Here is a 14222-nt window from a genome sequence, read left to right on the forward strand (position 1 = left end):
GCATTTACCGGAACTGCCGCCGGCAGCGCCGGACATAGGCCGGACCGTGCGCCCTGATGAAATCGTCCAGGCTCCAGCCGCGGTAAACCAGCAGATGTTCGCTGCGAGGCGGGATCAGATAGACTTGGGCCGCTTGACAACCCAGCGCGGCGGTTGAAACCGTAACCTCGGTCCTTGTATAGAAGGCATCCTCGAAACGGTCCAGGCGAGCGAGATCGCGGGGGCCGAGCCCGAGAAACAGGGTACCCGGGGTGATCGCCCCGGCTTCGCGCCGCAAGCCCGGATAGACGCGGCGGCGCAGGCGATAGCGCGCATGGCCCGGGAGCCACGCCGACACGGCGTCGAAAGCCCGTCCCGCCACGGCGGCCATCACTTCCGGCAACTGCAGGGTGCCATAGGCGAACAGCGAAACTTCCATTATTTCCCGAATCCGAGCAAGTCCAATCCCAGCCGGCGAAAACCCAGCCCACAATGATCAAGCCGATAATCCGATTCATACTCAAAACCCTTTACCAGGTCCAGGTCAAGGGCATCGAGCATTTCCACAGCGCCGGGAAGCGGGTGCTCATCGTCTCGAACCACACATCGTTCCTCGACCCCATCCTGCTCTGGGCCTTTCTGCCGGATGAAATCACCTTCGCGATCAATACCCACATCGCCGAGACCTGGTGGGTCAAACCGGCCCTGCGCTGGGTCCGGACCTTCCCGATGGACCCCATCAATCCCATGTCGGTCAAGGCCCTGACCCATCACCTGCGCCGCGACCGGAAAGCGGTGGTGTTCCCCGAAGGCCGTATCACCGTGACCGGCTCGCTGATGAAGATCTACGACGGCTCCGGCATGGTGGCGGACAAGGCCGACGCCACGGTGCTGCCCATACGTATCGACGGCGCCCAGTACACGCCGTTCTCCCGCCTCAAAGGCGTGGTCCGGCTGCGCTGGCTGCCCCGGATCAGCATCAACATCCTGCCGCCGCGGAAGATCACCCCGCCGCCGGACGCTCAGGGCGAGGAGCGCCGACGCCATGCCGGCCTCGCACTGTCGGACATCATGAGCGAGATGATTTTCGCCACCGGCAATCACCACGGCACCCTGTTCTCGGCCCTGCTCGATGCCCGCAAGGTGCACGGCGGCAAGACCCCCGTGCTCGAAGACACCGAGCGGAAGCCCGTCAGCTACGACCATCTGATCGCCCGCGCATTGTTCGCCGGCGAAAAACTCGAAGGCCTGACCGAAGCGGGCGAAACGGTCGGCATCCTGCTGCCCACCGCCATCGGCACGGTGGCCACGCTCCTGGGGCTGCAGCATGCCGGCCGCGTACCCGCCATGCTCAACTTCAGCACCGGCGTCTCCATCCTGCTGGCGGCCTGCGAGACGGCCGCCATCCGGACGGTCCTGACCTCCCGGCGCTTCGTCGAGGCGGCCAAACTGGAAGACACCCTCGCCCGGCTCGAGACCAAGGTCAAGGTGATCTATCTGGACGAACTCTTCCGGAACGTTTCGGCGCTGGACAGGCTGGGGGCGCTGCTGAAAGGACGCGTGGCCGATTACGGCTGTCGCGGCCGCGTATCGGCGGACTCGCCGGCGGTGATCCTGTTCACCTCGGGTTCGGAAGGCGTGCCCAAGGGCGTCGCGCTCTCGCACGCCAACCTGCTGTCCAACCGCGAGCAGTTCGCCGCCCGCGTGGACTTCGGTCCGCAGGACGTGATCCTCAACGCCCTGCCCCTTTTCCACTCCTTCGGCCTCACCACCGGCACCCTGCTGCCGCTGCTGTCGGGCACGCGGGTATTCCTCTACCCCTCACCGCTGCATTACCGGATCATTCCCGAGGTGGCCTACGACATCAACGCCACCATCCTGTTCGGGACCAATACCTTCCTGAACGGCTACGGCAAGCACGCGCACCCCTACGATTTCTACAGCATCCGCTACGTGTTCGCCGGCGCCGAAAAGGTGCAGCCCGAAACCCGCAGGCTCTGGGCCGACAAATTCGGCATCCGCATCATGGAAGGCTACGGCGTCACCGAAACCAGTCCGGTGCTGGCGGCCAACACGGCGATGCATTACCGGGAAGGCACGGTCGGCCGCCTCATGCCGGGCATCGACTATGCGCTGGAACCGGTGGAAGGCATCGCCGACGGCGGGCGGCTGCACGTGAAAGGCCCGAACGTCATGCTCGGCTATCTCCATGCCCATGCGCCGGGCCGGATCGAACCGCCGGCTTCGTGCTTCGGCCCCGGCTGGTACGACACCGGCGACATCGTCAGCGTGGATGGGCACGGCTATGTCACCATCAAGGGCCGGGCCAAGCGCTTCGCCAAGATCGGCGGGGAAATGATCTCGCTGGCGGTCATCGAGGAACTGGCCGGGCGGGTGTGGCCGGACGCCCGGCATGCCGTGGTGAACCTCCCGGACCCGCGCAAGGGCGAACAGATCGTGCTGGCAACCAGCCAGCCGCGGGCCGACCGGACCCCGCTTTTCGAACGGGCGCGCGCCGAAGGACTGAGCGAACTCTACCTGCCCAAGCGGATCCGGATTCTGCCGGCCCTGCCTCTGCTCGGCTCCGGCAAGATCGATTACCCGGCGCTCACGGCCCTGCTGGCGGCGGAGACCGGGGAATGATCAAGGGTCTCGCTCCGCTGGTCGTCGCCCAGTTTCTCTCCGCCTTCGCCGACAACGCCATCCTGTTCACCGTCATCGCCATCGTGCTGCAGGGCGGCGGACGCGGAGACTGGTACGTCCCGGCCCTGCAAAGCGTCTTCCTGGTCGCCTACGTGACGCTCGCGCCCTGGGTCGGCATCTGGGCCGATCGGCTGCCTAAACCGCAGGTCCTGATCATCGCCAATCTGATCAAGACAGGGGGGGGATTTCTGCTGCTGGTCGGCGTCGAGCCTCTGATCGCCTACTCGCTGGTCGGCGCCGGCGCGGCCCTGTACAGCCCCGCCAAGTACGGCATCCTGCCGGAAATCGCCGACAAGGATCATCTGGTCAAGGCCAACGGCTGGGTGGAGGGGGCCACCATCGCCGCCATCCTGCTCGGAACCGTCGGCGGCGCCAAGATCGCCGACCAGTCGATCCCGGCGGCCCTGGCGGTCATTTGCGGCTGCTTCCTGCTCTCGGTCCTGGTAGGTCTGCTGCTGCCCAGGCTGCCGGCGCGCCACACCGCCGAAGTCTCCGCCGTCCGCCAACTGGTCGTCCAGAGCAGGGCTTTGCTGAAATCCCAGCGCGCACGGCTGGTGCTGTTGGGGCTGGCCATGTTCTGGGCCGCCGCCGCGACTTTGCGTGTCGTACTGGTCGCCTGGGCGCCCGCCGTGCTGCACACCCGGACCGCCACCGACATCGCCGAACTGACCCTGTTCACGGCCATCGGCATCATCATTGGCGCCGCCCTCGCGCCGCGCTGGATTCCATTGGCGGAAATCCGCCGCACCCGCTATGCAGGCTACGCCATGGCGCTCATGCTCGGCCTGCTCGCGGCCTCGTCCGAATTCTGGCCGGCCCGCGGCGCCTTGCTCGGCATCGGCATCGCCGGCGGCTTCTTCGTAGTGCCGCTCAACGCCGCCATCCAGGACATCGGCCACCGCAGCGTCGGCGCCGGCATCGCCGTCGCCATCCAGAACTTCTTCCTGAACGCCGCCATGCTCGTCGCCGTCGGCCTTTACACCGCCGCTGCCGCGCAAGGCGCAGACCCCGTCATGGTGCTGCTGGCCATGGGCGCCATCGTACTCGGCTGCATCATCAGGATAGCCGTCCGGCTCCCCCCAAAGGCGGCGGACGGCTGACGACCCCATGGCAAAGCGGCGGCGGGACCGAATCTATAATCCTAAAAACGGCGGTTGACCGCTTCGATGAATTGACAAGCGGTTATGAGAAAACGATGTTTTCGCCAACCGTGTGTTCACCTTTTGGGTGAGGCCGCTACGTACCCGATTGCACGGCGGGCAGACCGCCTGGCTGCGTTGCTCCTTCTTGTGGGGGACGGCCCCACGGCGTCGTCGCGCCTTGCCAGCCGGCCCGCCAGCCGCACACTCGGGCACGTCCAACCGCCGTTTTTAGGATAATATGATTAACACCCTGTAGACCTCAGACCTCTCAATCATCCATGCCATTCCCGACCCGACGACTGCCCTTACTGCTCCTGCTGCTCGCGCCGCTTGCCTGGGGCATCGATTCGCCCGAGGAAGGGAAGCTCCAGCCGGTACCCGATCCGCCCGACATCCCGGGGCCGGTCCAGAGCGGGGAGGAACTGGAGCCGGACGTGACCATCATGCGCAAGGGCGAGGACATCTACGAAGAGTACCGGATCAACGGCAGGCTCTACATGATCAAGGTCAAACCCAAGATCGGCCTGCCCTATATCATGATGGACAAGGACGGCGACGGTAACATGGATGTCCGGACGACCGACATGGCCCGCAGCATGGACATCCCGCAATGGGTCCTGTTCAGCTGGTAAGCCGCCCCTAGCGATCACGGCAACGCGTCTTTTTTAGGATTTCCGCGCTTGAGAAAACTCATCGACTCGCGGCTCGAGCAGCTCGCCCGCGCCGGGCAGGCGCATTTGCTGCGAAAAGGATTGAAGGGGCTGGAAAAGGAGAGCCTGCGGATCACCGCCGCCGGAGAAATCGCACGCACGCCGCATCCGAAGGCCCTGGGCTCGGCGCTGACCCATCCCGCCATCACCACCGACTATTCCGAGGCGCTGATCGAGCTGATCACCCCGCCTTTCGAGGACAGCGCCGACACCCTGGCGGCGATGGAGGACATCCATCGCTTCGTTCACGCCAACATCGACGGCGAACTGCTGCTGGCGACCTCGATGCCCTGCCGGATCGAGGGCGACGAGAGCATCCCCATCGCGGTGTACGGCAGCTCCAACATCGGCCGGATGAAGCACATCTACCGGCGCGGCCTGGGCTACCGCTATGGCCGGGCCATGCAGGCCATCGCCGGCGTCCACTTCAATTACTCGGTGAGTGAGGAACTCTGGCCGGCCCTGCAGACGCTGGCCGGCGACCGCCGCCCCCTGGCCGAATTCATCGCCGACCGCTATTTCGGCATGGTGCGCAACATCCAGCGCTTCGGCTGGCTGATCCTGTACCTGTTCGGCTCATCGCCCGCGATGTCCAAATCCTTCCTCACGGGGCGGGAGACGCCGCTGGCTTCGAGTTTCACCGAATTCGACCCCGCCACCTGGCACCGTCCCTATGCCACTTCGCTGCGCATGAGCGATATCGGCTACCGTAACGACAACCAGGCCAGCCTGGACATCTCCTTCAACCGGCTCGACGACTACGTCCGCGATCTGAGCCATGCCATATCGACGCCCTATGCGCCCTACCAGGCCATCGGCGTGGAAGTGGAGGGCGAATACCGCCAGCTCAACGCCAACATCCTGCAGATCGAAAACGAGTACTACAGCACGGTGCGCCCGAAGCAGGTCACCCGCTCCGGCGAAATGCCCACCTTGGCGCTGAAAAAGCGCGGCGTCAGTTACCTCGAACTGCGCTCGGTGGACCTGAACTGCTATCACCCGGCCGGAATCGGTCTCGAGCAGTTGAGGTTCCTGGAGACCTTCATGCTGCTGTCTTTGCTCGCCGACAGCCCGCCGATGAGTATCGAGGAGAAGAAAGCCGCGGCCAACAACATGCTGGCTACCGCCTGTTGCGGACGCACGCCGGGCATGGCGCTGATCCGGAGTGATGCCGCCGCGGATCTTCGAGCCTGGGCCAAGGAGCTGTGCGAATCCATGGCGCCGATCGCCGCCGCGCTGGACGGCGACTCGAATGGCCGGGCGTTTTCCGCCGCCCTGGAGCAGCAGTATGTGGCGATCGCCGATCCCGAACAGCATCTGCCTTCGGCCCGCATGCTGCAGGAAATGCGCGGCAACCGCGAATCCTTCGCCGAATTCGCGCAGCGGCTGTCGCTGCAGCACGCCGAGACCTTGCGCAGCCATCCTCTCGAACCCGTCAAGGCCGAGGCCATGCGGCGCATGGCCGAAGCGTCCCTGACGGAACAGGAAGCCGTCGAGGCGAGCGATTCGCTAGCCTTCGCCGACTATCTGGAGCACTACTTCGCCCAAACCTGAAAGCATGCAACCGATTCCGCGATCCCCATGACGCACACCGACATCGACACACTCCGGGCCGAACTGGCCGGCCGTTCCCCCCGCGCCGTTCTGGAAGCGGCGTTGAGCCGCTTCCAGCGGATCGCGGTATCTTTCAGCGGGGCGGAAGACGTCGTGCTGGTCGAAATGGCCTCACGCCTCCGTCCGGGCATCGAAGTGTTCACCCTGGACACGGGACGCCTGCACCCGGAAACCTACCGCTTCATCGAGGAAGTGCGCGAACGCTTTCCCGTCAGCCTCGAGGTGCTGTCGCCGGACGCCACGGCACTGGAAGCGATGGTGCGGGAAAAAGGGCTGTTCAGCTTCTACCGGGACGGCCATCAAGAATGCTGCGGAATCCGCAAGGTCGGACCGCTGCGCCGCAAGCTGGCGACGCTCGACGCGTGGATCACCGGCCAGCGCCGGGACCAGAACCCGACCCGGCTGGCGGTACCTGAAGTGGAGGCCGATCCGGCCTTTACGAGCGAAAGCCGCCCCCTCGTGAAGTTCAATCCGCTGGCCGGCTGGACTTCCGCCCAGGTGTGGGATTACATCGCGGCTTGCGAGCTCCCGTTCAACGCTCTGCACCTCAAGGGGTACGTCAGCATCGGCTGCGAACCCTGCACCCGCCCGATCCGCCCGGGCCAGCACGAACGCGAGGGCCGCTGGTGGTGGGAGGACGCGCTCAAGAAGGAATGCGGCCTGCACATCGGCGACGCCTCCACGGCCTGACGATCCGAAACTACCGGACAGGCAGCGTCAACCCCGCAAACAGGGCTTCGAGTTCCTTGGGTTCGCGCAAGGCCAGCGCCCGATCCACCACCGCGCGGGTCAGGTGCGGCGCGAACAGCTCGATGAAATCGTAGAGGAAGCCGCGGACGAAGATGTCGCGCCGCAGGCCGATGTTGGTCACGCTGCTTTCGAACAAATGGGAGGCGTCGAGCGCGACCAGATCCGCATCGGTTTCGGGGTTGTAGGCCATCTTGGCGATGATGCCGACGCCCAAACCCAGCCGCACATAAGTCTTGATGACGTCGGCATCGACGGCGGTCAGGGCCAGCCGCGGCTTGATGCCCGCCCTGTTGAAGGCCTGATCCAGGTGCGACCGGCCGGTGAACCCGAAGACATAAGTGACCAAGGGGTATTCGCCGAGATCCTGCAGGGTGAGGCCGGGCTTTTCAGTCAGGGGATGGCCCTTTGGCACCAGAGCGATCCGGTTCCATTTGTAGCAGGGCAGCATCACCAAGTTGCCGAAAAGCTCGATCGCCTCGGTCGCGATGGCGATGTCCACCAAACCGCGCGAGGCCTCCTCGGCTATCTGGACCGGCGTACCCTGATGCATGTTGAGCTTGATGCCGGGATAGCGCCGCATGAATTCGCGCACCACCGGCGGCAAGGCATAGCGGGCCTGGGTATGGGTGGTGGCGATGGACAGCGAACCGACGCGGTTGTCGCGGAATTCCTGGGCGACGCTGCGGATGTCCTGAACCTTGCTGAGAATCTGCCCGGCAAGTTCCACGACATGCTTGCCGGCCGGCGTGATTTCGGTCAGATGCTTGCCGTTACGGGCGAAGATGGGGATTCCCAGCTCCTCTTCCAGCAGCTTGATCTGCTTGCTGATGCCGGGCTGGGAGGTAAACAAGGCGTCCGCGGTGGTGGAGACGTTGAGATCGTGCTGGGAGACCTCCCAGACGTAACGCAACTGCTGCAGCTTCACCGCTGAACTCCGGGAATCGAGCCGGCAGGCGCCTCGCACCGATTGAGCGTAGACGCGCGCCGGTAACGGGAAGCCGACGCACCCTTGATCGCGGCGGAGCCGCTCCCCCGGTCAGCGCTCAAGATACTGCAGCTTGTCCGGCTTGCCATTCCACTCGTCGGCGTCCGGCAGGGCGTCCTTCACCTCGGAAATGCTGGGCCAGGTCTTGGAAAGCTCGGCGTTCAACTGGATGAACTGCTCCTGCCCTTCCGGCAGCTCGTCCTCGGAATAGATCGCATGAGCGGGACATTCGGGTTCGCACAGCGTGCAATCGATGCATTCGTCGGGATCGATGACGAGAAAATTGGGGCCCTCGTGAAAACAATCCACCGGGCAGACATCAACGCAATCGGTGTATTTGCATTTGATGCAGTTTTCAGTCACAACAAAGGTCATCTGAGCAATCCTAAAGGTCGAAGGTCATTCGCTTGAGTGAAGCGTTGTCATCTCGGGAGCGGCCAAGTCCGGTCCCGCATCGTGGGCACGCATTTTACATGCGCGCCCCCTTTTCCCAAAACCGGGGCTCATCCCTCCAATGGCATTGCGCCCAGCCACGACACCCATTGGGCGAACAGATCGGGATCCAGCGCGGCCACGGCGGAACGCACGCCCATGTCCCCCGCGACAGCCACTTCCCGGGCAAGGCGGGTCGCCCGGCCGCCGGCCTCGTCCAGGATCAGCATTCCAGCGGCATAGTCCCACAGCTTCTGGCCGCCGTGCAGGTAAAGATGGTAACGGCCCGCCGCCAGCCAGCACCACTCGAGGGCCGTGGAACCGAAGTTGCGTTGCGAGCTGAACGGCGGCTCGTCCACCAGCCGGCGCCTCAAGGCTCGATCGAGACGCTTGAAATCGACCACGGCGATGCAGCGCGGCAGGGGCAGGCCGACACGCCGCGGCAGCAGGCGCTCGCCGTTCACCCATGCCCCCTCGCCGGCCCTGGCGGAGAAGCATTCGCCGCGCACCGGATCGTATACCAGGCCGAGCACCGAACGCCCCTCCCGGATCAAGGCCAGCGATATCGAAAAGAAAGGAATCCCGGCGGCGAAATTGCTGGTCCCGTCCAGGGGATCCAGGCACCACAGGCTGGCTCCGGCACGCGCCATGAGTCTCTCTTGCTCGCCCCGGCTCATTTCTTCTCCGAGCACGTCGATGCCGGGTGTCAGCCTGCGGAGCTCTCCGACCAACCGCTCCTGCACGGCCAGATCGGCCTCCGTCACGATGCTGCCGTCGGGCTTGACCGACCGCTGGGACCGGGCGAAACGGGGGAGCAGTTCGTCGCGCGCGATATCTTTCAGCAATGCCTCCAGGGCTGCGATTTCGGGAAACATTTTCCGGTCAGGCCTCTCTAACGTTCAGGCAAGTTTACGCGAAAAATCGGCGGATACGGCGGCCGCTGGTGGATAACCACCCCTCATTGTGGGTGGTGCAAACCACCGTTATCGGTCGGCGCCCGCAACCGGCCGCCATCAGGCCATTTTCAATCGGCCGGAGAATGGCACGGTCTTCGCTTGTCGGAAGATCACGAACCCCGTATCCGACGCGAGACCGCCATGAACACATCGACGATTGCCGACAGCACGCCGCCGGGCGGTATTGCCGGCCTGAGAGCACACTGGAAGAACGACCTGGTCTCGGGCTTCCTGGTCTTCCTGATCGCTTTGCCCCTTTGCCTCGGCATCGCCATGGCTTCGGGCTTCCCCCCGATGGCCGGGATCATTACCGCAGTCGTCGGCGGCCTGCTGGTATCCCGGATCAACGGCTCTCATGTGACCATCAACGGCCCCGCCGCCGGGCTCATCGTGGTGATCCTCGCCGCGACGCAGACGCTGGGCCAGGGCGACGCGATGCAGGGCTATCGCTGCACGCTGGCCGCCATCGTGGTGGCTTCGGTGCTGCAGATAGCGCTGGGACTGTTCAAGGCGGGACGCCTCAACGCCTATTTCCCCGCCTCGGTGGTCCACGGCATGCTCGCCGCGATCGGCATCATCATCCTGGCCAAGCAGATCCACGTCATGGTTGGCGTCAAGCCGGAAGCCGCCAGCGACGACCTCCTTGCGACGATTGCCGAGATTCCCCGCAGCCTGCTCGACCCCAACCCGGAAATCGCACTGATCGGCGCCGTGGGCCTTTTGATCCTCATCGCCTGGTCGCTGATGCGAAGCCGCCATCTCAAGATGGTCCCGGCGCCGCTGCTGGTCGTGATCGCCGGGATGGCCCTCGGCAAGTATTTCGACCTGGATCATGAACATATTTATATGTTCCATCCCGACAATCCGATCCTGCCCCACCACGAATACACCATCGGCCCCAAGTTCCTGGTGACCATTCCGGAAGACTTCACTGCGGGGTTCTATTTCCCGGATTTTTCCAAGGTCCGGACGGCGGAATTCTGGGGCGCCGTGATCAGCATCTGCCTGGTCGGCAGCCTGGAAACGCTGCTCAGCGCGGTGGCGGTGGACAAACTCGACCCCTATAAGCGCTATTCCGACCTGAATCGCGATCTCACCGCCGTCGGCGCCGGCAATCTGGTCTGCGGCATGATCGGCGGGCTGCCGATGATCGCGGAAATCGTCCGCAGTTCGGCCAACATCACCAACGAGGCCAAGACCGGCTGGTCCAACTTCTTCCACGGCACCTTCCTGCTACTGTTCGTCGCGCTGTTCCCGCATGTCATCCACGAGATACCGCTGGCTTCACTGGCGGCGCTGTTGGTGTACACCGGCTTCCGCCTGGCCTCCCCCAAGGAATTCGCGAAGACCATGGACATCGGCTGGGAGCAGTTGACGCTGTTCGTGATCACCATCTTCGGCGTGCTTGCCACGGACCTCCTGATCGGCGTCGCCATCGGCATTCTCGCCAAGCTGGTCATCCACATGCTGCGCGGCGTTCACCCGAAGCATCTCCTCAAGATTTCCTACCGCGTCGAAGAGCGCCCGGCCGGCACCTTCGTGATCCACATCGACGGCTCTGCGATCTTCTCCAATTTCATCGCGCTGAAAAGCGAGGTTGCGGATTTGCCCGTCGGCAAGACGGTGATCTTCGACCTGTCAGATGCCGACTTCATCGATCACACCGTCATGGAATTCATCGACCATTTCCGCCACGACTATGCACAGCGGGGCGGCCGCTGCGAGATACGGGGCCTCGAATCCCACGTGCCGTATTCGAACCATCCCCTGGCGGCGAGAAAACGCAGATCGCAAGCGAACGGCCCCGGCAAGGTCAGATTGGGCAGGCAGGCCGGCTGACGCCGCTTCCCGAAGCCGCCGGCGGGTATCGGCCACGGGCGCTGGAGCGATGAATGGACTGGGCTATAATGCCCGCAGCCCCCATTCCCCATGTCCGTCGTGAAACCTCTGGTCTACCGTGCGGCCCAGCTTCGCGGCTGGGCTCTCCTCGGCCTGCTCGTGCTGATCCTTGCCGTGCTAGTGGGCATGATCTGGCGCAACCTCGACCGGTTCGAGACCATCCGCGCCCACGTCAGTTACGCCCACCGCATCATGCAGACCGGCCTGGACCTCCAAAAGGCGCTGACGGATTCCCTGCAGGACAACGAAAAGGCGATCCGGCCCGGACGCTTCGACACCCTCGCCCGCGACCTCAACCAGCTCCGCCAGTCCGATCAGCATTTCGATCCCGACACGCCGCGCAAACTTCAAACCGTCGAAACCTATCTCACCGATCCCCTGCTCGGCCAGTTGGGCCCTCGCCCCCGGCGGACCCGCCTGCTGCTCGCGCTGCATGTGATGAGCGAGATGCTGGATGCGGAAACCGCCCGCCGGGAGGAGCTGCTGGAGGACATCAGCGCGAATACCCGCCGCGAGATCACCCTGGCCAGCCTGACGCTGGCCGCCATCCTGCTGGTGACCATGCTGTTCCTCACCCAGCGCATCCTGACCCCCTTGCGGAACTTGCGGGAACTGCTGTCGCGGATCGCCCTCGAGGACTTCTCGCCGATCGCCACCCGCAACCTGGACCCGGTGCTGCTGCCGGTTTTCACCAGCTACAACGAAATGGTGAGCCAGCTCGCCGAACTTCAGGAAACCAAGCGGCGCTATGCGGAATCTCTGGAAGCGGACGTGCGCGCAGCCACCCAGGCCCTGCTCGAACAGCAATACAGCCTCGCGAGGGCGGAACGCTTCGCCGCGCTGGGCGAACTCGCCGCCGGCATCGCGCACGAACTGCGCAATCCGCTGGCGGGCATCCAGATGAGCTGCAGCAACCTCAAGAATGAGGTGGGCAACCCGGAACACGTCGAACGGCTGGAGCTCATCATCGACGAACTCAAGCGGATGGGCCGGCTGCTCAACGACCTGCTCGCTCAGGGCAAGCACACGCCGGCTCCGGCGCGGGATTTCAACCTGGCCTCGATGCTTCACGACCTGGCGGCGTTGACGCGCTACCAGGTTCCCCCCCACATCGCACTGAAATACGAAGTGCCCGAGGGGCTCGCCTGCCATCTGCCGGACAGCAGCTTGCGGCAGGCTTTGCTGAATCTGATCCTGAACGCCGCCGCGGCCATCGGCCCGGCGCCCGGCGAGATCGGCATCGAAGTGCATACCGAGGGGGAGCAATTGATCATCCAGGTCTGCGACAATGGCCCCGGGTTTTCGGACGAAATCCTGAAACACGGCGTGCGGCCATTCGGGACCGGCCGCCCCGGCGGCACCGGCCTGGGCCTCGCCATGGTGCAGCGCTTCATCCGCGAGGTGAACGGCCGGATACGTCTGGCCAACCGATCCCAGGGAGGCGCCTGCTGCACGCTCATCATCCCGCGCCACATCGTTTCCGCCGGAGAAAAGCCCGCCCATGGCCTATAGCTTGTTGATCATCGAAGACGAGAAACTGCTCGGCTCGGAACTGGTCCGGCACTACGAACGGGCCGGCTGGGACGTCTATTGGGCCAAGACGCTGGCCGAGGCGCGCGACCTGTTCACCAGGAAGGCGGTGGATCCCCTGCTGGTGCTGTCCGACCGCAGCCTCCCGGACGGCAATGCGCTGGACCTGATGGAAGAGATGCGCGGCCAGGGCAACACTTCGGAATGGCTGCTGCTGACCGGCTACGGCAGCGTGCCGGATTCGGTCCGAGCGCTGCGTCTGGGCGCTTACGATTTCCTGGAGAAGCCCTGTGAACTCGAGCGCCTCGACCTGGTGGTCGCCAGCGCCACGCGTTCCGCCCAGGCGCAGCGCCGCCTGCTCGAACAGGCGCAGGAACGGCACCGCCGCTATTCGCCCGAGGCCTACGTCGGCCGCAGCGAAGCCGCGCAGCGGGTGCGCGACATGCTGGAGCGCCTCACCCGGGTGCCCTTCAGCGCCCTGATCATCGGCGGCGAGAGCGGCACCGGGAAGGGACTGGTCGCCCGCATCCTGCACTATTCGGGCAAGCGCGCCCAACACCCGCTGATCGAACTCAACTGCGCCGCCCTGCCCCACGACCTGCTCGAATCCGAGCTTTTCGGCCACGAGGCCGGCGCCTTCACCGGCGCCATCGGCCGCCACCGGGGTCTCATCGAGCAGGCCGACGGCGGCACCCTGTTCCTGGACGAGATCGGGGAAATGCACCTCGACCTGCAGGCCAAACTGCTCAAGGCCATCGAAGACCGCAAGATCCGCCGGTTGGGCTCGGAAAAGGAAATCAGCGTCGACGTCCAGATCCTGGCGGCCAGCAACCGCGACCTGGAAGACATGGTGCGCAACGGCAGCTTCCGCGGCGACCTTTTTCACCGGCTGAGCGTCTTCCGGCTGCAACTGCCGCCGCTGCGCCAGGTCAAGCAGGACCTGGACGAACTGGTGCCGTTGCTGATCGCGGAATTCAACGCCAAGGCCGGAAAGCAGGTGAAAGTCGTTCCCGACGACGCCTGGAGCCTGCTCCGGGCCTACGACTGGCCCGGCAACGTCCGTGAACTGCGCAACGTCATCGAACGCTGCGTGCTGTTCGCCGACGGCCCCGTATTCCCGGCGCAGTGGCTGCAACTGCCGGGACACGTCAACGCTCCGCCGCCTCCTTCAGCGGTGCCGCCGGGAACCGAGTGCATCGTGCTGCCCCTGGACGGCAGCATGGCGCTGGACGACATGGACTGCTACATCATCCGCACCACGCTCGAACGCTATGGCGGCAACGTCACCGCCGCGGCCCGGGCGTTGGGTGCCACCCGCGAGACGCTGCGCTACCGCATCCGCAAGTACGGTCTCAAGGAAACCGCCTGATCCGCCCGCGGCCTTGTCGGATTCCCGACAAATGGCCGCACGATTCGGGTGCGCAGGACATGCGGGGGCCAGCCCTGGTGCTTGCTATCTTTGATTTTCAAGGCCCGGCCGCGACGGCACGGGATATGCTGGACACAGGACAAGGACCACCGC

At 64.8% G+C, this 14222-nt stretch carries 12 protein-coding genes; 8 read left to right on the forward strand and 4 right to left on the reverse strand.

Annotated elements, in window-relative coordinates; all coding sequences use genetic code 11:
- Positions 1-4 precede the first annotated feature (4 nt).
- Positions 5-418 carry a gamma-glutamylcyclotransferase family protein gene (locus ABZN20_RS10795; RefSeq protein ID WP_367025253.1) on the reverse strand — a complete coding sequence of 138 codons (414 nt, stop codon included), beginning with the start codon at positions 416-418 and terminating at the stop codon, positions 5-7.
- Positions 419-471: 53 nt separating this feature from the next.
- On the opposite strand from ABZN20_RS10795, the gene ABZN20_RS10800 reads away from it, so the two are divergent.
- The 5 genes from ABZN20_RS10800 (at position 472) to ABZN20_RS10820 (ending at position 6838) form a co-directional block, all read left to right on the forward strand.
- Complete coding sequence (locus ABZN20_RS10800) at positions 472-2622, forward strand: AMP-binding protein (protein ID WP_367025254.1); 2151 nt, start codon at positions 472-474, stop codon at positions 2620-2622.
- Complete coding sequence (gene lplT, locus ABZN20_RS10805; protein ID WP_367025255.1) at positions 2619-3782, forward strand: lysophospholipid transporter LplT; 1164 nt, start codon at positions 2619-2621, stop codon at positions 3780-3782. The genes ABZN20_RS10800 and lplT overlap by 4 nt, the downstream gene beginning before the upstream one ends.
- Before the next feature lie 320 nt (positions 3783-4102).
- Positions 4103-4456: a DUF2782 domain-containing protein gene (locus ABZN20_RS10810; protein ID WP_367025256.1), complete on the forward strand. Its 354-nt coding sequence runs from the start codon at positions 4103-4105 to the stop codon at positions 4454-4456.
- Between the two features lie 48 nt (positions 4457-4504).
- Positions 4505-6088, forward strand: a complete 1584-nt coding sequence (gene gshA / locus ABZN20_RS10815) for a glutamate--cysteine ligase (RefSeq protein WP_367025257.1) — start codon at positions 4505-4507, stop codon at positions 6086-6088.
- Between the two features lie 27 nt (positions 6089-6115).
- On the forward strand, positions 6116-6838 hold the full coding sequence (locus ABZN20_RS10820; RefSeq protein ID WP_367025258.1) for a phosphoadenylyl-sulfate reductase: 723 nt from the start codon (positions 6116-6118) through the stop codon (positions 6836-6838).
- Between the two features lie 10 nt (positions 6839-6848).
- On the opposite strand, the gene cysB is transcribed toward ABZN20_RS10820, so the two are convergent.
- The 3 genes from cysB to ABZN20_RS10835 form a co-directional block, all read right to left on the reverse strand.
- Entirely contained in the window at positions 6849-7823 is a 975-nt protein-coding gene (gene cysB / locus ABZN20_RS10825; RefSeq protein ID WP_367025259.1) for an HTH-type transcriptional regulator CysB, read from the reverse strand.
- A gap of 111 nt (positions 7824-7934) precedes the next feature.
- The gene (fdxA, locus tag ABZN20_RS10830) at positions 7935-8258 is read right to left on the reverse strand and encodes a ferredoxin FdxA (RefSeq protein ID WP_367025260.1); all 324 of its coding nucleotides are present in this window, start codon (positions 8256-8258) and stop codon (positions 7935-7937) included.
- 128 nt (positions 8259-8386) lie between these two features.
- Positions 8387-9190, reverse strand: coding sequence for an inositol monophosphatase family protein (locus ABZN20_RS10835; RefSeq protein WP_367025261.1), 804 nt, complete (start codon positions 9188-9190; stop codon positions 8387-8389).
- A gap of 222 nt (positions 9191-9412) precedes the next feature.
- On the opposite strand from ABZN20_RS10835, the gene ABZN20_RS10840 reads away from it, so the two are divergent.
- From ABZN20_RS10840 to ABZN20_RS10850, 3 genes are all read left to right on the forward strand, one after another.
- The gene (locus ABZN20_RS10840) at positions 9413-11110 is read left to right on the forward strand and encodes a SulP family inorganic anion transporter (protein ID WP_367025262.1); all 1698 of its coding nucleotides are present in this window, start codon (positions 9413-9415) and stop codon (positions 11108-11110) included.
- A gap of 90 nt (positions 11111-11200) precedes the next feature.
- Complete coding sequence (locus ABZN20_RS10845; RefSeq protein ID WP_367025263.1) at positions 11201-12682, forward strand: sensor histidine kinase; 1482 nt, start codon at positions 11201-11203, stop codon at positions 12680-12682.
- Positions 12672-14069 (forward strand): sigma-54-dependent transcriptional regulator, encoded by a 1398-nt coding sequence (locus ABZN20_RS10850; RefSeq protein ID WP_367025264.1) that lies wholly within the window; start codon positions 12672-12674, stop codon positions 14067-14069. The genes ABZN20_RS10845 and ABZN20_RS10850 overlap by 11 nt, the downstream gene beginning before the upstream one ends.
- The last annotated feature ends 153 nt before the right edge of the window (positions 14070-14222 follow it).

This window comes from Methylococcus sp. ANG (assembly GCF_040730495.1).
GTDB lineage: Bacteria > Pseudomonadota > Gammaproteobacteria > Methylococcales > Methylococcaceae > Methylococcus.